The organism is Streptomyces sp. NPDC058051 (assembly GCF_042885475.1).
Classification (GTDB): Bacteria; Actinomycetota; Actinomycetes; order Streptomycetales; family Streptomycetaceae; genus Streptomyces.
On sequence record NZ_JBHVRW010000005.1, the window covers coordinates 73,603 to 96,561 of the forward strand.

Consider the following 22,959-nt stretch of genomic DNA (forward strand, 5'->3'; position numbering starts at 1 on the left):
CGCGGTGGCGGTGGGTACGGGGCCGCTCTGCCGGGGACGGCCCGCGCGAGACGTGAGAACGCCTACGAGACGTGAGAACGCCTACTCGACGGTGACGGACTTCGCCAGGTTGCGCGGCTTGTCGATGTCGCGGCCCATGGCCAGCGCCGTGTGGTACGCGAAGAGCTGGAGCGGGATGCCCATCAGGATCGGGTCCAGCTCGTTCTCGTTCTTCGGCACGACGATGGTGTGGTCGGCCTTCTCCTGCACCTGGTGGGCCACGGCGAGGATGCGGCCCTCGCGGGCCTTGATCTCCTCCAGCGCGGCGCGGTTCTTCTCCAGCAGGTCGTCGTCCGGCACGATCGCGACCGTCGGCATGGCGGGCTCGATCAGGGCCAGCGGCCCGTGCTTCAGCTCGGAGGCGGGGTACGCCTCCGCGTGGATGTACGAGACCTCCTTGAGCTTCAGCGAGGCCTCCCGGGCGACGGGGTAGCCCCGCACCCGGCCGATGAACATCATCGACTTGGCGTCCGCGTACTCCGCGGCCAGCTTCTTGATCTCGTCCTCGTTCGCCAGGATCTCGCTGATCTGGGCGGGCAGCCTGCGCAGTCCCTCGATGATCCGCTTGCCGTCGGCGACCGACAGGTCCCGGATCCGGCCCAGGTGCAGGGCGAGCAGGGCGAACGCGACGACCGTGTTCGTGAAGCACTTGGTGGAGACGACGCAGACCTCGGGACCGGCGTGCACGTACGTACCGCCGTCGGCCTCCCGGGCGATCGCCGACCCCACCACGTTGACGACCCCGAGCACCCGGGCACCCTTGCGCTTGAGCTCCTGGACGGCGGCCAGCACGTCGTACGTCTCACCGGACTGGGAGACCGCGACGTACAGGGTGTCGGGGTCGACGACCGGGTTGCGGTAGCGGAACTCGGAGGCGGGCTCGGCGTCCGCCGGGATGCGGGCCAGCTCCTCGATCAGCTGTGCGCCGATCTGACCCGCGTGGTACGAGGTGCCGCAGCCGAGGATCTTGATCCGGCGGACTCCGCGCGCCTCGCGGGCGTCCAGGTTGAGACCGCCGAGGTGCACGGTGGCGAACCGGTCGTCGATCCTCCCGCGGAGCACCCGGTCGACGGCGTCCGCCTGCTCGGAGATCTCCTTGTGCATGTACGTCTCGTGGCCGCCCATGTCGTACGACTCGGCCTCCCACTCCACGGTGGTGGGCGTGGCCGTCGTGGACGAGCCCTCCGTCGTGTACGTGCGGAAGTCGTCGGCCTTGAGCGTGGCCATCTCGCCGTCGTCGAGCGTGACGACCTGGCGGGTGTGGGCGACCAGCGCGGCGACGTCGGAGGCGACGAACATCTCCTTCTCGCCGATGCCGAGCACGACCGGGGAGCCGTTGCGGGCGACCACGATGCGGTCGTTGAAGTCGGCGTGCAGGACGGCGATGCCGTACGTGCCCTCGACCGAGCGCAGCGCCTCGCGGACCTTCTCCTCCAGGGTCTCGGCCTGGGCGCGGGCGATCAGGTGGACCAGCACCTCGGTGTCGGTCTCCGAGAGGAAGACGATGCCGTCGGCGACGAGCTTCGCGCGGAGCTCGGAGGCGTTGTCGATGATGCCGTTGTGGACGACGGCGACCTTCTGGTCGGCGTCCAGGTGCGGGTGCGCGTTCTCGTCGCTCGGGGCGCCGTGGGTCGCCCAGCGGGTGTGGGCGATACCGGTGGTGCCGGCGAAGCGCTTGGGAATACGGGCCTCCAGCTCGCGGACCCGGCCCTTCGCCTTGACCGTCTTCAGGGCGGCGGGCTTCCCGGCCGACGCCTTGCCGGTGATGACGATGCCCGCGGAGTCATAGCCCCGGTACTCCAGCCGCTGCAGCCCTTCCAGCAGCAGCGGAGCCACATCACGCCTACCGATATATCCGACGATTCCGCACATAAAGTCTCTGCCCCTCCATCGACGTACCTGTGGTGCCCGTTGTTCAGCCGTAGACGATGCGGCGCAGCTGGCGGAGCGAGAGCTCCGGCGGCGCGACCGCCCGGTGCGGCAGCTCGGCCGCGATCCGCTCGAAGATCTCCGGGTTCACCAGGCCGCCGGACTGCAGTTCACGGTGGCGGCGGCGGACGAAGTCGTCGGTCGTCTCGTCGAAGTACGCCAGCACGTCAAGGATCACCCGGGCGGCTTCGCCGCGCTGGAGCGCGGTGCTGCGCACCAGGTGATCGATGAGGTCGTCATGCGACGAGCGGCGTTCGGGCACGCGTCGATACTGCGGTGGACGGGGCGCTTACGCAACAATTCTGCCCGATATCGGGCAGGAGTGGGTGTGATTGCGCTCTCGGACGGGTCCGGAGCGCGTTCCGTGGGCAGGCCGGGGAGCGGGCGGGAAGCAGACGGGGCGCGGGCGGGAAGCAGGCGAGGCACGGGCGAGGTACGGGCGGGGCGCGGCGTGGAGTGCCGCGCGCCCGGCCGTCGGAGGTCCGGGTGTCGTCGCGCCGGGTTGTTTCCGCCACGAGGGAGATTTTCCCGGCCGGATAAGGGGGAGGTGGTCTGCATCTCGACCGTGCGTAGGTCTGTCGACACGCATGGTGAGGTTCGGACAGGAGATCCGCAGGTGTGAACCCGTTGAAAGGGACCGGCTTGTGAGACCGCACAGGACACAGCGCACCGCCCTTCCCCGTCTTCTCGGCTCGCTGCTGCTCGTCACAGCGGCCGGCATCTCCGGTGTCGGCACGGCATCGGCGACGCAGGCGGCGAGCAGCGACCCGGCCGCCGCCCCCTCACCCCGTCCCCTCGGGCAGATACTGCCCGCGCCCGCCGAGGCGAAGCCCGGCGGCTCTCCGTACACCATCACCGCGCGCACCCGGATCCGTGTCGAGGGCGACTCCCGCGAGGCCCGGAGGATCGGCGACTACCTGGCGGGCGTGCTGCGCCCGTCCACGGGATACGCCCTGCCGGTCACCGGCCGCGGTGGCGACGGCATCCGGCTCCGGCTCGATCCACACGACCGCGGGGCGGGCGCCGAGGGCTACACCCTGACGTCGGGCCGCGGCTCCGTCACCATCACCGCACGCGGCCCGGCAGGGCTCTTCCACGGCGTCCAGACGCTGCGTCAGCTGCTTCCGGCCGACGTGGAGAAGAACAGCCGTCAGAAGGGCCCGTGGAAGGTCGCGGGAGGCACGATCAGGGACGCGCCGCGCTACGCGTACCGCAGCGCGATGCTGGACGTCTCCCGGCACTTCTTCTCCGTCGCCGAGGTCAAGCGCTACATCGACCAGCTGGCCCTATACAAGATGAACACGCTGCATCTCCATCTCTCCGACGACCAGGGCTGGCGGATCGCCATCGACTCCTGGCCGCGGCTCGCCACGTACGGCGGGCAGACGGAGGTCGGCGGCACACCGGGCGGCCACTACACGAAGAGCGACTACAAGGAGATCGTCCGGTACGCCTCCTCCCGCTATCTGGAGGTCGTCCCGGAGATCGATCTGCCGGGCCACACCAACGCGGCACTCGCCTCGTACGCGGAGCTGAACTGCGACGGTGTCGCGCCGCCGCTCTACACCGGCACGAGCGTCGGTTTCAGCTCGCTGTGCGTCCCGAAGGCCGTCACGTACGACTTCGTGGACGACGTGGTGCGGGAGCTGGCCGCGCTCACTCCCGGCCGCTACCTCCACATCGGCGGCGACGAGGCGCACTCCACCAGCCACGACGACTACGTGGCCTTCATGGACAAGGCGCAGGCCGTCGTCGGCAGGTACGGCAAGACGGTGATCGGCTGGCACCAGCTGACCGGGGGCACGCCGGTGAAGGGCGCGATCGCCCAGTACTGGGGCTACGACCGGACGGGCGCGGCCGAGCGCGAGCAGGTGGTGGCCGCTGCCGTGAACGGCACGAAGCTCGTGCTGTCCCCGGCGGACCGGAGCTACCTCGACATGAAGTACGACAAGGACACGAAGCTGGGCCTGGCGTGGGCCGGTTACGTCTCCGTCCGGCGCGCGTACGACTGGAACCCGGCGACGTACCTGGACGGCGCCCCGCAGGAGGCGGTCCTCGGCGTCGAGGCACCGCTCTGGTCGGAGACCCTGACCGACAGCGACGCGATCGAACAGATGGCCTTCCCCAGGCTGCCCGGGGTGGCGGAGCTGGGTTGGTCGCCCGCGTCCACGCACGACTGGGACGCGTACAAGGTGCGGCTGGGCGCGCAGGGGCCGAGGCTCTCGGCGCTCGGCGTGAACTACTACCGCGCGCCCGAGGTTCCCTGGGCCGCGCGGTGAGGTGACCGGTGCCGCCCGCCGACCGCGGTGTTCGCGGTCGCCGGACGGCACCGGCGCCCCGGGACGGCTGCCCGGAACCGCACGGCGCCGGCGTCCCGTGCGGCGCCGGCGTCCCGTGCGGCGCCGGCGTCCCGTGCGGCGCCGGCGTCCCGTGCGGCGCCGGCGTCCCGTGCGGCGCCGGCGTCCCGGTCCGTCCGGGGCGCCGGTCCGTCCGGGGCGCAGGGGCAGCGGCCTGGTGGCGCTGGGACAGCGGCCTAGAACCGTGCGATCGGGTTCTTCAGCGTGCCGACCAGCTGCAGTGCGCCCGAGGGGTCGGTCAGGTCGACCATCTGCTTGTTGTTCCGCAGTTGCAGCCGGTTGAGGCAGGACAGCGCGAACTCCTCGGCGAACATGTCGTACTGCTTGAACTTCTCGGCGAGGTACGGCACCGACTCCTGGTACCCGGTGACGCACTCGGCGACCGTCTGCCAGAACGCCTCCTCGTCGAGTACGCCCTCGTGCGCCAGCCCCGCCCCCAGGAAGCGCAGGAAGCAGTCGAAGACGTCGGTGAGGACCGAGAGCAGTTTCATGTCCTCGGGGACCTCGGCCCGGATCCGCTCGACCTGCGGCGGCAGCACCGCGTCGGGATCCATGACCGCGATCTCCTCGGCGATGTCCTTGAAGACCGTGCGCCGTACGACCCCGTCCTCGACGACCAGGATGACGTTCTCGCCGTGCGGCATGAACACCAGGTCGTAGGCGTAGAAGCTGTGCAGCACCGGCACCAGGTACGCGTCCAGGTAATGCCGCAGCCACACCGCGGGCGCCAGACCCGACTCGGCGATCAGCGCGGCGGCGACGGACGCGCCCTCGTGGTCGGTGTGGAGCAGCGAGGCCATGGTCGCGACCCGCTCGCCGGGGGCCAGGCCCGGGACGGGGCTCTCCCGCCACAGCGCCGCCAGCATTTTCAGGTACGGGGAGCCCTTGGCGGTGGCCGCCTCGTACGTCCGGTGGTGGTAGCCGACGGCCGCCCGCTCGCGGATGATCGAGAAGCGGGCCTCGCGCAGCACCTCGTCGCGCCCGATCAGCTCGGCCAGCCAGTCGTTGATCGCGGGTGTGGCCTCCATGTACGCGGCGGAGAGTCCGCGCATGAAGCCCATGTTGAGGACGGACAGTGCCGTTTTGACGTAGTGCCGGTCCGGGTTGCTGGTGTTGAAGAAGGTGCGGATGGACTGCTGAGCCAGGTAGGTGTCGTCGCCCTCGCCCAGGCAGACGAGGTGTCGCTGCGCGAGTTCCCCGGCGAAGGTGACGGCCAGTCTGTTCCACCACTGCCAGGGGTGGACGGGGATCAGCAGGTAGTCGTCGAGGTCGAGTCCGAGGCCCGTCATGGTGGCCGCGAACCGGCCCAGAGTCTCCCCGCCCAGCTCGTCCTCGATCAGCGACGCGTAGTCGAGCCCGGTGCCCGCCGTGAAGGTGGCGCGGTCGCGGCGGGCGGCGAGCCAGACCAGACGGATGTCGGCCGCCGCCTCGGGGGCGTACGCACGGTATTCGTCCACGCCGAAGCCGAGCCGTCCGTTGTTGGCGACGAAGCAGGGGTGGCCCTCGGTCATGCCGGTCTCGATCGCCTGGAACCCGGCACGGACCAGCTCCGCGGAGGTGGTGGGCGGCTTCGTCAGCTTGTACGCGGTGCCGGCCAGTGTGGAGGTGATCTCCTCCAGGTAGACCGGCAGGATCTCCGCCGAGAGGCCGAGCGTGGAGCGCAGTTCGACGAAGAACTCTCCGGCGTCCAGGGGGAGTTCTGACCCGTACCGGTGGCGGGTGATGGAGTCGGCCTCGACCTGCCAGTGGTCGAGGGCGAAGAGCCGCGCGGTGAAGCGGTACTCGGTGGCCGCGTCGTCGCTGCGGACCGAGTAGTGCCCGTCGCCGAGCGGCGCCGGGACCAGCAGGCGCTCGTGGCTGAACTCGGCGAGCGCCTTGCGGATCAGTAGCCGGTTGGCGGTGGCCCAGCGCTCGGGGGTGAGATGGGCGACGTCGGCGAGGAGGGAGGTCATCGGGCACCCCCACCGGTCGCCGCGGTGAACTGCTCCCGCGTACAGGCGCTGAGCAGGGCGTTCTTCTCGGGCTTGGCGATCTCGCCCAGGACCTCGAAGCCGACCGCCTTGTTGAGGGCGTGCACCGCGCTGTTGCGTACGTCGGGTTCGACGACGACCCGGCGTACGGACGGGTCGGCGAACAGCTCTCCCATCACGGCGGTGATCACGGCGAGCGTGAAGCCGTGCAGCGGGGTGTCGGTGGGGGCGACCAGGAAGTGCATCCCGATGTCGCCGGGCTCGGCCTCGTACAGGCCCTTGAGCTCGACCTCGGCGGGGTCGTACCGCTCCATCAGGAAGGCGGGCCTCCCGTCGTGCAGTCCGATGAAGGCCTCGTGGTGCGGGTGGGCGGCGATCGCCATGTACTCCCGCTCGACGTCCTCCAGCCGGGCGTCGCCCATCAGCCAGAAGGCGGCCTTGGGGTGGGTGACCCAGCCGTGCACCAGCTCGGCGTCGGAGGAGAGGTCGAGGGCGCGGACGGAGAACGTGCCGAGGACGGCGTCGGCGGCCCCCGGGTGGTCGTGCGGCAGGTCCTGCGGGTGGTGCGGTTGGTCCTGCGCGTGGTCGTGCGCGTGGTCCTGGGCGTGGCCCTGCGGGCTCGTGCGGCTCATACGGCGAACTCCTGGAAGGCTATGGACTTCTCGACGGGGTAGTACTCGCGACCGAGCAGTTCGCCGATGATGTACGCGTTGCGGTAGGCGCCCATGCCCAGGTCGGGCGAGGTGACCGAGTGGGTGTGCGTGCCCGCGTTCTGCAGGAAGACACCGTGCCCGGTGGTGTCGATGGAGTAGTTGCGGGCCACGTCGAAGCGGCCGCGGCCGTCCCGGCGCAGCCGGTCGTGGATGCCCTTGAGGAACGCCGGCGGGCGGTAGCGGTAGCCGGTGGCGAGGATCAGCCCCTCGGTGGTGAGGGTGTAGTCCTTGCCCTGCTCCTCCTGGCGCAGACCCAGCGTGTACGTACCGCTGCTCTCCTCGTAACGCGCGGTTTCGAGCGAGGAGTTGGTGAGCAGCCGGGTCGCGACGGGGCCGGGCAGGTTCTTCTGGTAGAGCAGGTCGAAGATCGCGTCGATCAGCGTGCCGTCGATGCCCTTGAAGAGGCCCTTCTGTCCGGACTCCAGCCGGTAGCGGGTCTCCTCGGGCAGGGCGTGGAAGTAGTCGACGTACTCCGGCGAGGTCATCTCCAGCGTCAGCTTGGTGTACTCCAGCGGGAAGAACCGCGGCGAGCGCGTCACCCAGTTGAGCCGGTAGCCGTGCACGTCGATCTCGGAGAGCAGGTCGTAGTAGATCTCCGCCGCGCTCTGCCCGCTGCCGACGAGGGTGATGGACTCCTTCGCCTGGAGTGCGGCCTTTCCTTCCAGGTAGCGGGAGTTGTGCAGGTAGTCGCCGCCCAGGTCCTGGCAGGCGTCCGGGATGTACGGGGGAGTGCCGGTGCCGAGGACGAGCCGGGGGGCCCGGAAGACGCCGCCGGTGGAGGTGCTGACGGTGTAGAGCGCCGCGTCCTCGTCGTACGTGACCGACTCGACGGCCGTGTCGAAGTGGATGCTGCCGAGTTTGGCGGCGGCCCAGCGGCAGTAGTCGTTGTACTCGGTCCGCAGCGGGTAGAAGTTCTCCCGGATGTAGAAGGAGTACAGGCGCCCGCGTTCCTTCAGGTAGTTCAGGAAGGAGTACGGCGAGGTCGGGTCGGCCATCGTGACCAGGTCCGACATGAAGGGCGTCTGGAGGTGGGCCCCGTCGAGGAACATTCCGGAGTGCCATGAGAAGTCGGACTTGGACTCCAGGAACACCCCGTTCAGCTCGTCGATCGGCTCGGTCAGACAGGCGAGCCCGAGGTTGAAGGGGCCGAGCCCGATACCGATGAAGTCATGGGGTTCAGGAAGCGCGGTCAAGGGAGTCTCCCAGGTACTGCTCGGCGTGGCCGGCGATCAGGTCGAGTACCGCGGAGATGTCCTGCGCGGTCGTTTCGGGGTTGAGGAGGGTGAACTTCAGGTACTGGCGGCTGCCGACCTTCGTACCGGCGACCACGGCCTCGCCGGAGGCGAAGAGCGCCTTGCGGGCGTGGAGATTGGCCCGGTCGGTCTCGGCGGGCGCGGTGATGCCGGTCGGGATGTAGCGGAACACGAGCGTGGACAGCTGGGGCTCGACGACGACGTCGAAACGCGGATCGGTGGCGAGCAGCCGCCAGCCCTCGGCGGCCAGGTCGCAGACCTCGTCGAAGAGCTCGCCGATGCCGTCCGCGCCCATGACGCGCAGCGTCATCCACAGTTTCAGGGCGTCGAATCTGCGGGTGGTCTGGAGCGACTTGTCCACCTGGTTGGGGATGCGCTCGGCGGTCATCCGCTGCGGGTTGAGGTATTCGGCGTGGTACGTGGCATGGCGCAGAGTTGCCCGGTCGCGGACCAGTACGGCGGATGAACTCACCGGCTGGAAGAAGGACTTGTGGTAGTCCACGGTGACCGAGTCGGCGTGCTCGATGCCGTCGAGGAGGGGGCGGCGCGTGCGGGAGGCCAGCAGCCCGCAGCCGTACGCGGCGTCGACGTGCAGCCAGGTGGAGAACTGCTCGCACAGTGCGGCGATCTCGGGCAGCGGGTCGATGGAACCGAAGTCGGTCGTGCCCGCGGTGGCGACGACCGCCATCGGGACGGCACCCTCGGCGACGCACTGCTCCAGCGCGCGGGCCAGGGCCACGGTCTGCATGCGCTTGTTGTGGTCGACGGGGACGGCGACGACCGAGTCCGGTCCGAGACCGAGGAGTTTCGCCGACTTCTGCACGCTGAAGTGGCTGCATTCGGAGGTGAAGATGCGCAGCCGTGTGAAGTGGCGCGGCGAGGTCTTGGACTCCTCGCGGGCGAGCAGCAGGGCCTGGAGGTTGGACTGGGTGCCGCCGCTGGTGAAGATGCCGTCGGCGGCCGGACCGAGCCCGATCCGCGCCGCGGTCCAGTCGATCAGGCGCCGCTCGATGAGAGTGCCGCCCACACTCTGGTCCCAGGTGTCCAACGAGGAGTTGACGGCCGAGAGCACGGCTTCGCCGAGGACGGCGGGGATGACGACCGGGCAGTTGAGGTGGCCCAGGTAGCGGGGGTGGTGGAAGTAGACGGCGTCGCGGAGGTAGACGCGGTCGAGCTCGTCGAGGGCGGCGGACGCGTCGCCCAGGGGCCGGTCCAGATCGATCGCGTCCACGACAGGAGCCAGCTCGTCGACGGAGACCCCGGTGAACGGCCGTTCCGTGGCGGCGAGTTTCGCTGCGACCCGTTCGACTCCTGCGGTCACGGAGCGTCGGTAATGCTCCGCGGTCGTGTCGTTGAGCAGGTGCGAACGCATGAAGGGGTCCTCCCGGATGCGGGGAAACTTCATCGGCCCTCAGGGCAGGAAGAGGGGCGAGAGCCGATGTCGAAGTTAGGGTAGCCTAACCTAACTTTCTGTCGAGCCTCCCCTACTCCTGAGCGCGGAGGTTGTCCGATTCGTATGTGCGTGTGGCCGCTTTCGGCCGGTGGGTCGTGCGGGGGCCACCGGGGAGCGGCCCGCGCCCCGGTGGGCGCGACGGGCCGCCGCATGCCCGGGGGGCGACGGCTGTGCCGGCGGCCGGGTCGGTGGCCCGTGCAACGACGGTGGTCCGTGTGACGGCGGCGGCCCGACGGCCCGCGTGCTGGTGGCTGGTGGCCGGCCGGTGACCCGGGGGTCGGTGGCTGGTCGGTGCCCCGTGTGCCGGTGGCTGGCCGCCTGCTACGCCTGTGCGCCCGCCGTCGCCGCCTCGCGTGCCTGCTCCTCGCTCATGCCTCGGCGCCAGTAGCCGACGAACGTCACGCGTCTGCGGTCGAACCGGCGCTCCTGTACGAGGTGGTGGCGCAGCGCCCGTACCTGCGACGACTCTCCCGCGATCCAGACGTACGGCCTCCCTTCGGGCAGTTGTGCCGCCCGGACGGCCTCCACTGCGGTGGGCGCGCCCTCGTCCTTCACGAGCCAGGTGATCCGGGCCTGGGCCGCGGTGTTGAGGGCCTGGCGGTCCTCGATGTGCTGGATCTCCAGCCAGACTCGGGCCTTTGTGCCGGCCGGCAGCCACTCCAGGGCGGCGGACGCGGCGGGCAGTGCGGTCTCGTCGGCCCAGATCAGCACCCAGTCCGTGTCCTCGGGAGGGCGGAAGCGGACGGCCGTGTTGTCCTCGACGGCCGGGCCCAGCGCCTTCAGCGGATCGCCGGGGGAGGCGGCTGCGGCCCAGCGGCAGGCGGGCCCGCCGTCCCCGTGCAGGGCGAAGTCGATGTCGATCTCGGTCGCCCCGTCGGGGGTGCTGCGCTGGGCGCGCACGGTGTACGAGCGCATGACGGCCCGTACGTTGTCCGGAAGCGAGCGCCAGGCGGCGAACCAATTGCCGCCCTCATCGACCGGAACGACTGGTTCCGGCTGGCCGGGGTGCGGCAGGAACAGCGACAGGCTCTGGTCGCGCCCCCCGGCGGCGAAGCCGTCGAGCCCCGGGCCGCCGAAGGTGACCCGGAGCATGGAGGGCCCGAGTCTCCGGGTGCGCAGGACGGCCAGATCGAAGAACTGGAAGGGGGCGATGGGGGGTGCGACGGATGTCGTCATGCGGGGGCTCCTCCCGGGAACCGGAGGCGTAGCCGGAGACCGGCCGCCGGTGCGTTCGAAGGAAGGTTAGCCTAACCTCATCGTTCAATCGAGGGGCCCCGGGGGGCCGTTCACCGGATGAGCACCCCGCCGCCCACGGCCCGGGCCCGCAGGGCGGCCGCGGTGATGTTGGCCAGCCGGGCCACCACGTGGTCCTGCCGGTCGCCGCCACCTCCGGCGAGTACCGCGGCGTCCCGGCGCAGCAGCGCGCACTCGTCGAGGAAGTCGTCGACGTCCTCCGGCTCCACGTGCGGATTGCCGGTGGCCGGCTCAGGGAAGAACCGGGCGCCGAGCGCCCGTGCGGCATCCGATCCCCACAGGGAGGTCCGGCAGATCTCGGTCCCGGCCAGGTTGCCGCCGTCCTCGGGGTCGTCGAGGAGAGGTGACTGACAGTCCTCGTCGTACGTGAACGTATGCACCGTCAGCGTCACGCCCCGAACTCCTCGCGGCAGCGGTCGAGCCCCTCGATGCTCACCTCGACGGCCCGGCACTCCTTCCAGCGGGCACGGTCCAGCCGCAGCCGCTGCAGAGTGACGGGCGCACCCCGTACCGCGGCGACCTCCAGCCCGTCCGGCAGATATCCGAGCCGGCGCGAGACGCTCAGCGAGCGCGGGTTGTCGATCATGGCGGCCGAGACCGCGCTCCGGGCCCCGAGCCCCGCGAAGGCGAGATGCAGGGCGGCGGCCCGCATCTCGGTGCCGATGCCCCGACCCTGATGGGCCAGACCCAGCCACGACCCGCTGCTGACCTCACGGGTCACGGCGAAGTCCTTCGCCGTCATGTCCTGACGTCCGACCACCTTGCCCTCGTGCAGCACGGCGAGGCTCAGCGCCCAGTCCTGTACCGACCAGTCGGCGACGGTGGCCAGCACGTGCTGGAACACGGCCCTGCCGCGCTCGGTGGGCGGCACGTCGGTCCAGGGGACCGTGAACGGCATGGCGTCCGGAGCGTGCACCCCCTCGGCGGCGACCGACGCGAGATCGTCCAGCAACTCCAGGTCCGGAACCCGCAGTTCCAGACGGGGCGTGCGGAGGCGGAGCCCGTACAGGGGCCAGTGCTGCGGCTTCATGTACGGACTCTTGCGGAACATCCGGTGCGCGTCGAGCTATTTAGTGGTCATCCCAATGGGTTACCGCGACGTCGACGGTGTCCCAGCAGGGCGGTCGTCCGGCCCGTGCTGAAGGGGCGACCGGTCGTCGGGTCGGGGATGCCGTTCCGAGAAGGCTCTGTACACCCGGCAGTTGATCTCGGTCAGCGCAAGGAGGGGGCCGTAGAACTTGCTCAGCTGACGGTTCACGCGCGTCAGGCGCTCCTGGCGTGGTGTGAGCCGCAGACTGTTCAGATACGTCACGAGATACCCGGAAAGCGCCAGCACGACGGTGATAATCGCAGCACCCATGGGCCGCCACACCAAGTGGTCGGCTCCGGAAGTGGCAGCCAGGGCTATCGGGCATGCGGTGGCAACGGGCACGGACACCTCTCGACCGCTGGGCGTGGCCTGGCAGAACTACGTATTTCTGCGAGGCATATGCGTCGACATGTGCCTGCAGAGCGCTGTGCGGTAGAGCGGCCCGGTCCACGCAGTCGGCCCTTGAGGGGAGACCGGGGGACCGGGCGCCCGATGTTCGACTCAGGCGCCGCCTTCAGGCGTGCCCAGGGGCGGCGACGCGAAGATCGAGGAGCTGTTGCGTATGCACGGGCACGTGGTCTTCGGCGAGGCCATCGATGAGGCTTGCCAGCGGAATCGGCTGGTCCAGCACGAGTGCGTCATTGGACAGGAGGAGCGACGGCACTGGAACCGAGGCGGCTTCCTCGTTGAGCTGATCGGCGATGTCGCACAGGACGGTGGCCTGGCTCCGGACATGATCAATCAGGTCCGCCCGACCTGAGTGCTCGGTGATGATCCGGTCAAGGTTCCAGGTGTCGAGGGAGATCCGGTTGTCGAAGGTGGGCCGCGAGCCGGCGACGATGTCCAGAGCAACGGCTGCGATCGAGGCGTCGACGCTGAGGAGATGGGCCAGTATCTGGTCGGCGTTCCATCCTCCATCGTCCGCGTCGCCGAGGTCGGGGATGGCCGCCGCGTCGAGCAACCTGCCGTAGGCGCTGCGAAGTACTGTCGTGTCCATAGCGTGCCTCCTTCATTCGGGGCGTGTCGAACTCGAATCCCGCTCCGCTGCCTCAGCGACGCGTTTGATGTTCGCCAACCTCCGGTCCCAGTAGGCCGTGAGCGAGGTCATCCACCGTGCCGTCGTGTCCAGCGCCGCGGGCCGCACTGCATACCGCACCTCGCGTCCGACCCGGCCGCCGGAAACCAGCCCGGCGGAATCCAGGACGGCGAGGTGCTTGACCACCGCCTGCCGCGAGACGGGAAGCCGTTCGGCGAGGGTCGTGGCAGTGGCCTCGCCCTGTGCGGCGAGCAGGTCAAGCAGTTGACGTCGCGTCGGGTCGGCCAGCGCACCGAGGACGCTGTCGACGACCTCGGCGACGCCGGGACGTTCTTCCGTCACGTGGAGGGCTGTTCGGCGCGTGTCTTGAGCGCGCCGAGCTCCAGGGGCCAGCCTTCGGTGTGGTCCTTCAGGTTCTGGCTGCGCAGCTCCTCGGACCCGGCCAGCGCCGCGAACCCGCTCTCGACGACGCGCAGCCGCGTCTGGTCGCCTTCCGGGGTCAACGTGAACTCCACGAGGGTGCTGTTGTCCTCGCGCAGCTCTTCTCCGGGGAACGCGCTGGTCCAGCGATACGCCAAATACGTGGGCGGCTCGACCTTCTCCACGCGCACCGGAAAGTCGCCGTGCTCGGCGTTCCTCGCCATCATCGACTCGCCTTCCTTGGCCACGGTGCCGGGCAGGCTCGCCTTGTCGGCCACCCAGAACCCGGGTTGGGCCACCAGCGACCAGACCCCCTCCAGGGGTGCTGCGATCAGGGTTTCGCGTTCGATCCGGTCCTCGCTCATGAGGAACTCCTTCACCGTCACCATCGGATGCAACCCCAGAGTTGCACGTCGACCACCTAGGTGCAACCCAAAGGTTGCACCTGGGTGGTCATCGTTGGTTGGTGATGACGGAGAGGGGCTGGGTGAGGGCCGTAAGGCTGCTCAAATACCGTAATGATCGCGTCCCACCAGCGGTCGGCGCGCCTGCGTACCTCGCCCACGGGACCAACCGCCGCGTCAACCCCCGAAGGACTTCCGCAGCTAACCACTAAGGGCTGTCCCCTGCCCCGTCAGAAGTGCCGGAGAGGGGAAGGCGGCGGGCCGGGCGCGACGAGATGATCGCCCGCCCGGCCCACCCCGCCTCCTGTCACACCGGCAGGCCCAAATCCCTCGCGATCAGCATCCGTTGTACCTCGCTCGTGCCCTCACCGATCTCCAGGATCTTGGAGTCGCGCCACATCCGGGCCACCGGGTACTCGTTCATGAAGCCGTAGCCGCCGTGGATCTGGGTCGCCTCGCGGGCGTTGTCCACCGCGACCGTCGACGAGTACAGCTTCGCGATCGCCGCCTGCTTCTTGAACGGCTCGCCCGCGATCAGGCGTGATGCCGCGTCGCGCCAGCCGATGCGGGCCATGTGGGCCCGCATGTCCATGTCCGCGATCTTGAACTGGATGGCCTGGTTGGCACCGATCGGCCTGCCGAAGGCGTGGCGCTCCTTGGCGTACTTCACCGACTCGTCCACACAGCCCTGCGCCAGGCCCGTGGACAGGGCGGCGATGGCGATCCGCCCCTCGTCCAGGATGCGCAGGAACTGGGCGTAGCCGCAGCCCTCCTCGCCCAGCAGGTTCTCCAGCGGGACGCGGACGTCGGTGAAGGACAGTTCGCGGGTGTCCGAGGCGTTCCAGCCGACCTTGGAGTACGGGGCGGCGACCGTGAAACCGGGGGTGCCGGACGGCACGATGATCGCGGAGATGAGCGGGTTGCCGTTCTCCTTGCGGCCGGTCACCGCCGTGACCGTGACCAGTTCCGTGATGTCCGTACCGGAGTTGGTGATGAAGCACTTGGAGCCGTTGATCACCCACTCGCCCGCGGCCTCGTCGCGCACCGCCGTCGTGCGGGTGCCCCCCGCGTCCGAGCCGGCGTCCGGCTCGGTGAGGCCGAACGCGCCGAGCGCCTCGCCCGAGCAGAGCTTCGGCAGCCACCGCTCCTTCTGCTCCTGCGTGCCGAAGTGGTAGACCGGCATCGCGCCGAGCGAGACCCCGGCCTCCAGGGTGATCGCCACGGACGAGTCGACCCGGGCCAGCTCCTCCAGGGCGACGCCGAGGGCGAGGTAGTCGCCGCCCATGCCGCCGTACTCCTCCGGGAACGGCAGTCCGAACAGGCCCATCCGTCCCATCTCCCGCACGATCTCGTACGGGAACTCATGGCGCTCGTAGAAGTCGCCGATCTTCGGCGCGATCACCTCGTGCGCGAACTCCTCGACGGTGCGGCGGAGTTCCTCGTGCTCGGCGGACAGCCGGTGGTTGGGGGACATGGCAGGTGTCACTCCTTGTGGGACTGTGTCGACCGCACCGCGAGCGCGCGGACGGTACGGGACGGGCTGGGTCGGCCCAGCTGTTCGGCGAGCCACACGCTGGTGGCGGTGAGCGCGTCGAGGTCGACCCCGGTCTCGATGCCGAGGCCTTCGAGCATCCACACGAGATCTTCGGTGGCGAGGTTTCCGGTCGCGCTCTTCGCGTACGGACAGCCGCCGAGGCCGCCCGCCGAGGCGTCCACGGTGGTCACACCGTGCTGGAGCGCGGCAAGGGTGTTGGAGAGGGCCTGCCCGTACGTGTCGTGGAAGTGCACACCGATGGTGTTGGTGTGCACACCCTCCTCGTTCAGCTCGGAGAGCAGGTCCTGCACGTGGCCGGGCGTGGCGACGCCGATGGTGTCGCCGAGGGAGAGTTCGTCGCAGCCGAGGTCCATCAGCGCCTTGGCGACCCGGACGACCCGGTGGACGGCGACGGGCCCCTCCCACGGATCGCCGAAGCACATCGACAGGTAGCCGCGCACATGCACCTTCTCGGCCTTGGCCCGGGCGACGACGGGCTCGAACATGGCGAGCGACTCGTCGACGGTGCGGTTGAGGTTGCGCGCGGCGAACGTCTCCGTCGCCGAGCCGAACACGGCGATCCGGCGGGCGCCGAGCGCCAGGGCCCGGTCCAGGCCGCGTTCGTTCGGTACGAGCACGGGCAGATCGACGCCCCGGATGTCGGCGAGGCGGGGGAACAGGTCCTCCGCGTCGGCCAGTTGGGGCACCCACTTCGGGTGCACGAAGCTGGTCGCCTCGATGGTGGTCAGGCCCGACGCGGCGAGGCGGTGGATGAACTCCGCCTTCACCGCGGTCGGTACGACGGCCTTCTCGTTCTGCAGCCCGTCGCGGGCGCCGACCTCATGGATGCGTACCCGCGGGGGCAGGTCCTGGGCGGGCACGGTCATCGGCAGGGTGCGGGGTGTCATGCGCCCTCCCCGGGAGCCGGGGCGGGAGCCACCACGGCCAGGATCTGGTCCATGGCGACCGTGGCACCGGCGGTGACATCCAGCTCGGTCACCGTTCCGGCGTGCGGGGCGGAGATGACGTGTTCCATCTTCATCGCCTCCACGACGAGCAGACTCTGACCGGCCACGACCTCGTCGCCGACCGCGACCTTCACGACGGTGACGGTCCCGGGCATGGGCGCGGCGAGGGTGTCCGCCCCGGAGCGGGCGGCGCCGGCCAGCGACGCCTCGACCGGGTCGTGGTCCTGGACGTGCCACGTGTCGCCGTCCCGGCCGAGCCAGACACCCTCCGGGGACGCGGCGTGGGTGAACGTGTGGGTGATACCGGCCAGTTCGAGGACGAGGCGGCGCGGGGACAGCTCGATCAGCCTGGCCGTTTCCCTGCCGCCGGGCATCGGGGCCAGCGGACCGCAGGCGCCCGTCGCGGGCTCCGGCGGCTGCGCGCCCTCCCCGACGTGGCCGAACGTCAGCTCGGTGCCCGCCGGGCAGGACCGCAGCGAGACCTGCACCGGGTCACGACCCGGCAGCCGGAAATCGCGCACGGTACGGGCCGGGGTGCCGCCCAGCCGCCAGCCGCTCGGCACGGAGAACGGATCCACCCAGCCGGCGGCGTCCGCGGGGGAGGCGCCCGCCGAGGACTGCCGCAGCAGCGCCGCCGCCGCGTACACCTCCTCGGGCACGCCCTCCGGCACCAGTCCGGCCACCTCGCGCTCCACCAGCCCGGTGTCCAGATCGCCCGCCGCCACCGCCGGGTGGGCGAGCAGCCGGCGCAGGAAACCGGCGTTCGTCGGGACGCCGAGAATCACCGTGTCCGCGAGCGCCGCGCGCAGCCTGCGCAGGGCGGAGGCGCGGTCGGGGCCGTACGCGATGACCTTCGACAGCATCGGGTCGTACAGACTGCCGACCTCGCCGCCCGTGCCGAGCCCGGAGTCCGTCCGCACGCCGTCGCCCTGCGGCTCGTGCAGTGCGAGCACCCTGCCGCCGGCCGGCAGGAAGCCGCGGGACGGGTCCTCCGCGCAGATCCGGGCCTCGATCGCATGGCCGGAGAGCGTGATGTCCTGCTGCCCGTAGGGCAGGCGCTCGCCCACCGCGACCCTGAGCTGCCACTCCACCAGATCCAGGCCGGTGATCAGTTCGGTCACCGGGTGCTCGACCTGGAGGCGGGTGTTCATCTCCATGAAGTAGTACGAGGCGGGGTCGTTGCCCGGGACGATGAACTCCACCGTGCCCGCGCCGACGTAACCGCAGCTGCGGGCCGCCTGGACGGCCGCCGCGCCCATTGCCGCGCGGGTCTCCTCGTCGAGCAGGACGGACGGCGCCTCCTCGATGATCTTCTGGTGGCGGCGCTGGAGCGAGCACTCGCGCTCACCGAGGTGGATCACGTTGCCGTGGGTGTCGGCCAGCACCTGGATCTCGATGTGACGGGGGCGGTCGATCCACCGCTCCACGAGCAGCGTGTCGTCGCCGAACGAGGCGCGGGCCTCGCGCCGGGCGGCCGCGATCTCGTCCGCGAGCAGCGCCGCGTCGCGCACCAGCCGCATGCCCTTGCCGCCGCCTCCCGCCGACGGCTTCAGCAGTACCGGCGTCCCGATCTCGCGGGCCGCGGTGTCCAGCTGGGCATCGGTGAGCCCGCTTCCGGCCGAGCCCGGCACCACCGGAACCCCGGCCGCCGCGACCGTCTCCTTGGCGCGGATCTTGTCGCCCATCAACGCGATGGCCGATGCGGGCGGGCCGATGAAGGTCAGCCCCGCCTCGGCGCACGCCCGCGCGAAGCCCGCGTTCTCGGCGAGGAAGCCGTACCCGGGGTGGACGGCCTGCGCGCCGGTGCGACGGGCCGCGTCCAGCAGGGCGGGCACGCTCAGATAGCTCATCGAGGCGGGCGCGGGGCCGATCCGTACCGCCGTGTCGGCCTCGCGTACGTGCCGGGCGTCCGCGTCCGCGTCGCTGAAGACGGCGACCGAGCGGACGCCGAGCTCGCGCAGCGTACGGATGACACGTACCGCGATCTCGCCGCGGTTGGCGACGAGAACGGTGTCGAACATCGTCATCTGTTCCTCACATCCGGAAGACGCCGAAGCCGCCGTCGCTCAAGGGGGCGTTGGCACACGCGGTCAGGGCGAGCCCCAGCACCTGCCGGGTCTCCATCGGGTCGATCACGCCGTCGTCCCAGAGGCGGGCCGTGGCGTAGTAGGCGTTGCCCTGGGTCTCGTACTGCTCGCGGATCGGGGCCTTGAAGGCCTCCTCGTCCGCCGCGCTCCAGTCGTCGCCCAGCTGGTCGCGCTTGACCGTCGCGAGGACGGACGCGGCCTGCTCGCCGCCCATGACGGAGATCTTCGCGTTGGGCCACATCCACAGGAAGCGCGGCGAATAGGCCCGGCCGCACATGGAGTAGTTGCCCGCGCCGTACGACCCGCCGATCACGACGGTCAGCTTCGGCACCCGGGTGCAGGCGACCGCCGTCACCATCTTGGCGCCGTGCTTGGCGATGCCGCCTGCCTCGTAGTCCCGCCCCACCATGAAGCCCGAGATGTTCTGCAGGAAGAGGAGCGGGATGCCGCGCTGGTCGCACAGCTCGATGAAGTGGGCGCCCTTCTGGGCGGACTCGGAGAACAGGATGCCGTTGTTCGCGACGATCCCGACGGGATGGCCGTGGATCCGGGCGAAGCCGGTGATCAGCGTCGTGCCGTACTCCGCCTTGAACTCGGCGAACCGGGAGCCGTCGACCACCCGGGCGATGACCTCCCGTACGTCGTACGGTGTGCGGGAGTCCACCGGGACGGCCCCGTACAGCCCGGCGGCATCGACCTTCGGCTCCTCGGCCGGCCGCACCGACCACGGAAGCGGCCCGCGCTCCGGCAGGGTGGCGACGATGTTCCGCACGATCCGCAGCGCGTGCGCGTCGTCCTCCGCGAGATGGTCGGTCACCCCGGACGTACGGGAGTGCACCTCGCCGCCGCCGAGTTCCTCGGCCGTCACGACCTCGCCGGTCGCGGCCTTCACCAGCGGCGGGCCGCCCAGAAAGATCGTGCCCTGACCGCGGACGATCACGGCCTCGTCGCTCATCGCGGGGACGTACGCCCCGCCCGCGGTGCACGAGCCCAGCACCGCCGCGATCTGCGGGATCCCGGCGCCCGACATCCGGGCCTGGTTGTAGAAGATCCGCCCGAAGTGCTCCCGGTCCGGAAAGACCTCGTCCTGCATCGGCAGGAACGCGCCGCCCGAGTCGACGAGATACAGGCAGGGAAGCCGGTTCTCCAGCGCCACCTCCTGGGCGCGGAGGTGTTTCTTCACGGTCATCGGGTAGTACGTGCCGCCCTTGACGGTCGCGTCATTGGCGACGATCACGCACTCCCGGCCGCTGACCCGGCCGATCCCGGCGATCACCCCGGCGGCCGGGGCGGCGCCCCCGTACAGCCCCTCGGCCGCCAGCGGGGCCAGCTCCAGAAAGGGGGAGCCGGGGTCGAGCAGGGTGTCGACCCGGTCCCTGGGCAGCAGCTTGCCGCGCGCCACATGCCGGGCGCGGGCCCTCTCACCCCCGCCCAGCCTGGCCGTGGCGAGCCGCTTGCGCAGCTCGTCGGCGAGCGCGTGATGCGCCGCCTCGTTGGCCTGCCAGGCCTCGGAGGCGGGATCGGCCGCGCTCGCCAGCACCGGTGCCTGCTGCATCGTGTCGAGCCCCCTTGCCCGTACCGCAGTAGTTAATAAGCGTTAACAACTCCTTCAGGTTAACGACCGCTAACCCGCCTGTCTAGAATGATTCCTCATGAGCCCCCATGCCGCCGCCCGCGTCGCGGCCCCCACCCGCCGCGAGCAGATCCTCAGAGAGGCCGCCCGCCTCTTTGCCGAGCGCGGCTTCCACGGCGTCGGTGTCGACGAGATAGGGGCCGCCGTCGGTATCAGCGGTCCCGGTCTCTACCGGCACTTCCCCGGCAAGGACGCGATGCTCGCCGAGCTGCTGGTCGGCATCAGCGAGCGCCTGCTGGCGGGCGGCCGGCTGCGCGTGTCGGAGGACGCGGCCTGCGGGAACAGCTCCCCGCAGGCCCTGCTCGACGCGCTCATCGAGGGCCATATCGACTTCGCCCTCGACGACCGCCCCCTGATCACCCTCCACGACCGCGAGCTGGACCGCCTCCGGGAGGCCGACCGCAAGCGGGTCCGGCAGCTCCAGCGGCAGTACGTCGAGGTGTGGGTCGCGGTGGTCCGCGAGCTGTATCCGGACCTGGTCGAGCCCGAGGCCCGCGCGGCCGTCCACGCCGTCTTCGGGCTGCTGAACTCGACCCCGCACCTGGGCCGCCCCGGCGCGCAGCCGGACCGCGCGGACACGGCGGCGCTGCTGCACCGGCTGGCGCGCGGGGCGCTGGAGGCGGCGGCCCGCGCCTGAGCCGGCCGCACGGGTTCTCCGCGATGTCCCTCCGCGATGTCCCTCCGCGTTGTCCCGGGTGCGTACGTCCGGCCCGTCGGACCGGAGCGTCGTCGCCGGGCCCGCGCATGTTCACGGGCCCGGTGCGCGGTCTGCCGCACCGCGGACTCCGAACGCTCCACCGTCTGCGCTAGTCCTGGGCGCTGCTCAGCGTGTACGCGTGGTCCTCGGCTCCCGGCACGGTCACCCGCACGTCTTCGCGCCGCCCGACCCTGGCCGCGAGCTGTACGGCCGCCGCCAGGCCCGCGTAACCCGCTCCCGGAATCAGAACGCGGTGCGTGGTCGTCGTGCCGGTCTCCTGCTGTGCGCTCATCGTTCCGTCCCTCTCCACTCGCTGCTGATGACCACCGGATGCCAGCAGGCCGCCCGTTCGTGACATGAGGGCGATGTGGCGCGCGACGCAGTGCGGGCCGTCCTGTCCCGTCCAGTCCCGCTCGCCGTACTCCGGCAACGCCGGCGCGCCGACGGTGCCGAGCGCACGTGCAATTTCTGACAGAATTTTCAGCATATTAATCAGGCGAGCGGGGAGGGGTTTCTCAAATTCCGCCTCGTTTTCTCCGGCGGGCTCCTCCGGTCGGAGTGTCGCGGTGACCCCCAGGCATATGGTTCGACCTGTCGCGCCCACGCCTGATGGGGAATTAAATGAAAACATGTCAGGTTTCGGTCGTCGTTCCCTGTTTCAATGAGGACGAGGTGATCGAGGCATTTCATCGTGCGTTGATCTCCGTGCTCGAACCGACTCGGCGGACATTCGAGATCTGTTATGTCGACGACGGCAGCAGCGATCGGACCAGGGCCCGGATCGGCTCGCTCGCCACCGCGGACCGGCGGGTCCGTTACACCTCCTTCAGCCGTAATTTCGGCAAGGAGGCCGCCATGCTCGCGGGGCTGCGGATGTCCCGCGGCGACGCCGTCGTCCTCATGGACGCCGACCTTCAGCATCCGCCCGAACTGCTGCCCCGCATGCTGGAGTTGCGGCAGCGCGGATACGACCAGGTCGTCGCGCGGCGGGACCGCGCGGGAGAAGGCGCCCTGCGCACCCTGGTCAGCGCCGCCTACTACCGGGCCATGGGCCGGTGCGTCGACGTGGAGGTCGTCGACGGCGAGGGCGACTTCCGGCTGTTGTCCCGCATCGCCGTCGACGCCGTGCTCGCGCTGCCCGAGACCAATCGGTTCTCCAAGGGGATCTTCTCCTGGATCGGCTTCGACACCACCAGCTTCACCTACCGGAACATCGAGCGTGCGGCGGGACGCTCGAAGTGGGGCGGCAGACGCCTGCTCAACTACGGGATCGACGGACTGATCTCGTTCAACAGCCGTCCCCTGCGTCTGGCCATCCACGCCGGTCTCGCGCTCGCGCTGGCGGCACTGGGGTACGCCCTGTGGATCATCGCCCAAGTCGCGCTGCACGGGGTCGGCGTACCCGGTTACACCACCCTGCTGACCGCCGTCGTGGCGCTCGGCGGCATCCAGCTCGCCACGCTCGGCGTCATCGGCGAATATGTGGGACGCATCTACTACGAGGCGAAGCGCCGCCCGCACTACGTGGTGCGCGAGACGAGCGAATCGCCGAGGACCGCCCCGGTCGACCTTCCGGCAGGGCCCCCTTCGGGCCCGTCCGCCCCCGTGGTGAAGAGGCCGTCGGCGGGACGCACCGGATCGACCGCACTCGGGGCATCCAGGTTCCGCACCGTGCGCCAGTTCATCTCTTTCGCGCTGATCGGAGTCATCAACACGGCGGTATATCTCGCGGTATACGTCTCGTTGAACACCTGGATTCCCTATCTGACCGCGCACGTCATCGGATATGCGGTCAGCGTCGTGGGATCGTTCCTTCTCAACTCGTACATCACCTGCCGAACGAAACCGACCTGGCACGCCCTCGTCAGATATCCCCTGTCGAGCGTTGTCAATCTCGTGCTCACCGGCGTGCTGCTCTACCTCGGCGTCAGCGGGCTGGGCATGGACAAGAACATCGCCGCCGTGGCAGCGGGAATCCTCGCCACCCCCTTCTCGTTCCTGCTCGCCCGCTGGGCCATCGACTCCGGCGCCGCCCCGGCCGGGCGGGGCGCAGGGCCGGCCGAGAGCCGCGCCGGACACACCACACCCTGACCACACCGCCTGAACCACTCGACGCGTACGA

General features: G+C 70.2%; 21 protein-coding genes. 3 read left to right on the plus strand and 18 right to left on the minus strand.

The annotated features are described in order from the left end of the window. Positions 1–81 precede the first annotated feature (81 nt). Both glmS and ACFVUT_RS10435 read right to left on the minus strand, forming a co-directional pair. Positions 82–1,911 carry a glutamine--fructose-6-phosphate transaminase (isomerizing) gene (glmS, locus tag ACFVUT_RS10430; protein ID WP_389645014.1) on the minus strand — a complete coding sequence of 610 codons (1,830 nt, stop codon included), beginning with the start codon at positions 1,909–1,911 and terminating at the stop codon, positions 82–84. A 43-nt stretch (positions 1,912–1,954) separates the two neighbouring features. Next, positions 1,955–2,230, minus strand: coding sequence for a hypothetical protein (locus ACFVUT_RS10435; RefSeq protein ID WP_389645017.1), 276 nt, complete (start codon positions 2,228–2,230; stop codon positions 1,955–1,957). Between the two features lie 382 nt (positions 2,231–2,612). Here ACFVUT_RS10435 and ACFVUT_RS10440 point away from each other — a divergent pair, with 382 nt between their 5' ends. Then, a complete protein-coding gene (locus ACFVUT_RS10440) occupies positions 2,613–4,247 on the plus strand; it encodes a beta-N-acetylhexosaminidase (protein WP_389645020.1) in 1,635 nt (544 codons plus the stop codon). Positions 4,248–4,501: 254 nt separating this feature from the next. Here the strand turns inward: ACFVUT_RS10440 and ACFVUT_RS10445 are convergent, their stop codons facing one another. From ACFVUT_RS10445 to ACFVUT_RS10515, 15 genes are all read right to left on the minus strand, one after another. Further along, complete coding sequence (locus ACFVUT_RS10445; protein ID WP_389645023.1) at positions 4,502–6,277, minus strand: IucA/IucC family protein; 1,776 nt, start codon at positions 6,275–6,277, stop codon at positions 4,502–4,504. Then, complete coding sequence (locus ACFVUT_RS10450; protein WP_389645026.1) at positions 6,274–6,927, minus strand: GNAT family N-acetyltransferase; 654 nt, start codon at positions 6,925–6,927, stop codon at positions 6,274–6,276. Before ACFVUT_RS10450 ends, ACFVUT_RS10445 begins: the two co-directional genes overlap by 4 nt. Continuing rightward, the gene (locus tag ACFVUT_RS10455) at positions 6,924–8,201 is read right to left on the minus strand and encodes a lysine N(6)-hydroxylase/L-ornithine N(5)-oxygenase family protein (protein WP_389645029.1); all 1,278 of its coding nucleotides are present in this window, start codon (positions 8,199–8,201) and stop codon (positions 6,924–6,926) included. Before ACFVUT_RS10455 ends, ACFVUT_RS10450 begins: the two co-directional genes overlap by 4 nt. Continuing rightward, the gene (locus tag ACFVUT_RS10460; protein WP_389645031.1) at positions 8,185–9,633 is read right to left on the minus strand and encodes a pyridoxal phosphate-dependent decarboxylase family protein; all 1,449 of its coding nucleotides are present in this window, start codon (positions 9,631–9,633) and stop codon (positions 8,185–8,187) included. Before ACFVUT_RS10460 ends, ACFVUT_RS10455 begins: the two co-directional genes overlap by 17 nt. 402 nt (positions 9,634–10,035) lie before the next feature. Beyond that, on the minus strand, positions 10,036–10,890 hold the full coding sequence (locus ACFVUT_RS10465; protein ID WP_389645034.1) for a siderophore-interacting protein: 855 nt from the start codon (positions 10,888–10,890) through the stop codon (positions 10,036–10,038). 110 nt (positions 10,891–11,000) lie between these two features. Beyond that, a complete protein-coding gene (locus ACFVUT_RS10470; protein WP_389645036.1) occupies positions 11,001–11,360 on the minus strand; it encodes a hypothetical protein in 360 nt (119 codons plus the stop codon). Further along, the gene (locus ACFVUT_RS10475; RefSeq protein ID WP_389645038.1) at positions 11,357–11,998 is read right to left on the minus strand and encodes a GNAT family N-acetyltransferase; all 642 of its coding nucleotides are present in this window, start codon (positions 11,996–11,998) and stop codon (positions 11,357–11,359) included. Before ACFVUT_RS10475 ends, ACFVUT_RS10470 begins: the two co-directional genes overlap by 4 nt. A 60-nt stretch (positions 11,999–12,058) precedes the next feature. Continuing rightward, the gene (locus ACFVUT_RS10480; RefSeq protein ID WP_389645040.1) at positions 12,059–12,328 is read right to left on the minus strand and encodes a hypothetical protein; all 270 of its coding nucleotides are present in this window, start codon (positions 12,326–12,328) and stop codon (positions 12,059–12,061) included. 244 nt (positions 12,329–12,572) lie between these two features. Further along, positions 12,573–13,055, minus strand: a complete 483-nt coding sequence (locus ACFVUT_RS10485) for a hypothetical protein (RefSeq protein ID WP_389645043.1) — start codon at positions 13,053–13,055, stop codon at positions 12,573–12,575. A 12-nt stretch (positions 13,056–13,067) separates the two neighbouring features. Continuing rightward, complete coding sequence (locus tag ACFVUT_RS10490) at positions 13,068–13,436, minus strand: ArsR/SmtB family transcription factor (protein ID WP_389645046.1); 369 nt, start codon at positions 13,434–13,436, stop codon at positions 13,068–13,070. Further along, entirely contained in the window at positions 13,433–13,879 is a 447-nt protein-coding gene (locus ACFVUT_RS10495) for an SRPBCC domain-containing protein (RefSeq protein ID WP_389645049.1), read from the minus strand. Before ACFVUT_RS10495 ends, ACFVUT_RS10490 begins: the two co-directional genes overlap by 4 nt. A gap of 346 nt (positions 13,880–14,225) precedes the next feature. Further along, complete coding sequence (locus ACFVUT_RS10500; RefSeq protein WP_389645053.1) at positions 14,226–15,392, minus strand: acyl-CoA dehydrogenase family protein; 1,167 nt, start codon at positions 15,390–15,392, stop codon at positions 14,226–14,228. An 8-nt stretch (positions 15,393–15,400) separates the two neighbouring features. Then, complete coding sequence (locus ACFVUT_RS10505) at positions 15,401–16,360, minus strand: hydroxymethylglutaryl-CoA lyase (RefSeq protein ID WP_389645056.1); 960 nt, start codon at positions 16,358–16,360, stop codon at positions 15,401–15,403. Then, positions 16,357–18,447 (minus strand): acetyl/propionyl/methylcrotonyl-CoA carboxylase subunit alpha, encoded by a 2,091-nt coding sequence (locus tag ACFVUT_RS10510; RefSeq protein WP_389645059.1) that lies wholly within the window; start codon positions 18,445–18,447, stop codon positions 16,357–16,359. Before ACFVUT_RS10510 ends, ACFVUT_RS10505 begins: the two co-directional genes overlap by 4 nt. 7 nt (positions 18,448–18,454) lie before the next feature. Then, positions 18,455–20,062, minus strand: a complete 1,608-nt coding sequence (locus tag ACFVUT_RS10515) for a carboxyl transferase domain-containing protein (protein WP_389645061.1) — start codon at positions 20,060–20,062, stop codon at positions 18,455–18,457. Between the two features lie 97 nt (positions 20,063–20,159). On the opposite strand from ACFVUT_RS10515, the gene ACFVUT_RS10520 reads away from it, so the two are divergent. Then, a complete protein-coding gene (locus tag ACFVUT_RS10520) occupies positions 20,160–20,777 on the plus strand; it encodes a TetR/AcrR family transcriptional regulator (RefSeq protein ID WP_389645064.1) in 618 nt (205 codons plus the stop codon). Between the two features lie 169 nt (positions 20,778–20,946). Here the strand turns inward: ACFVUT_RS10520 and ACFVUT_RS10525 are convergent, their stop codons facing one another. After that, the gene (locus ACFVUT_RS10525; protein ID WP_389670943.1) at positions 20,947–21,129 is read right to left on the minus strand and encodes a hypothetical protein; all 183 of its coding nucleotides are present in this window, start codon (positions 21,127–21,129) and stop codon (positions 20,947–20,949) included. Between the two features lie 329 nt (positions 21,130–21,458). On the opposite strand from ACFVUT_RS10525, the gene ACFVUT_RS10530 reads away from it, so the two are divergent. Further along, complete coding sequence (locus ACFVUT_RS10530) at positions 21,459–22,928, plus strand: glycosyltransferase (RefSeq protein ID WP_389645070.1); 1,470 nt, start codon at positions 21,459–21,461, stop codon at positions 22,926–22,928. Positions 22,929–22,959 lie beyond the last annotated feature (31 nt).

Coding starts and splice junctions, on each gene's coding strand:
- glmS (WP_389645014.1), bottom strand. CDS start 1,911: ATGTGCGGAATCGTCGGATATATCGGTAGGCGTGATGTGGCTCCGCTG.
- ACFVUT_RS10445 (WP_389645023.1), bottom strand. CDS start 6,277: ATGACCTCCCTCCTCGCCGACGTCGCCCATCTCACCCCCGAGCGCTGG.
- ACFVUT_RS10450 (WP_389645026.1), bottom strand. CDS start 6,927: ATGAGCCGCACGAGCCCGCAGGGCCACGCCCAGGACCACGCGCACGAC.
- ACFVUT_RS10460 (WP_389645031.1), bottom strand. CDS start 9,633: ATGCGTTCGCACCTGCTCAACGACACGACCGCGGAGCATTACCGACGC.
- ACFVUT_RS10465 (WP_389645034.1), bottom strand. CDS start 10,890: ATGACGACATCCGTCGCACCCCCCATCGCCCCCTTCCAGTTCTTCGAT.
- ACFVUT_RS10475 (WP_389645038.1), bottom strand. CDS start 11,998: ATGAAGCCGCAGCACTGGCCCCTGTACGGGCTCCGCCTCCGCACGCCC.
- ACFVUT_RS10480 (WP_389645040.1), bottom strand. CDS start 12,328: ATGGGTGCTGCGATTATCACCGTCGTGCTGGCGCTTTCCGGGTATCTC.
- ACFVUT_RS10485 (WP_389645043.1), bottom strand. CDS start 13,055: ATGGACACGACAGTACTTCGCAGCGCCTACGGCAGGTTGCTCGACGCG.
- ACFVUT_RS10495 (WP_389645049.1), bottom strand. CDS start 13,879: ATGAGCGAGGACCGGATCGAACGCGAAACCCTGATCGCAGCACCCCTG.
- ACFVUT_RS10500 (WP_389645053.1), bottom strand. CDS start 15,392: ATGTCCCCCAACCACCGGCTGTCCGCCGAGCACGAGGAACTCCGCCGC.
- ACFVUT_RS10505 (WP_389645056.1), bottom strand. CDS start 16,360: ATGACACCCCGCACCCTGCCGATGACCGTGCCCGCCCAGGACCTGCCC.
- ACFVUT_RS10510 (WP_389645059.1), bottom strand. CDS start 18,447: ATGACGATGTTCGACACCGTTCTCGTCGCCAACCGCGGCGAGATCGCG.
- ACFVUT_RS10515 (WP_389645061.1), bottom strand. CDS start 20,062: ATGCAGCAGGCACCGGTGCTGGCGAGCGCGGCCGATCCCGCCTCCGAG.
- ACFVUT_RS10520 (WP_389645064.1), top strand. CDS start 20,160: ATGAGCCCCCATGCCGCCGCCCGCGTCGCGGCCCCCACCCGCCGCGAG.
- ACFVUT_RS10525 (WP_389670943.1), bottom strand. CDS start 21,129: ATGAGCGCACAGCAGGAGACCGGCACGACGACCACGCACCGCGTTCTG.
- ACFVUT_RS10530 (WP_389645070.1), top strand. CDS start 21,459: ATGAAAACATGTCAGGTTTCGGTCGTCGTTCCCTGTTTCAATGAGGAC.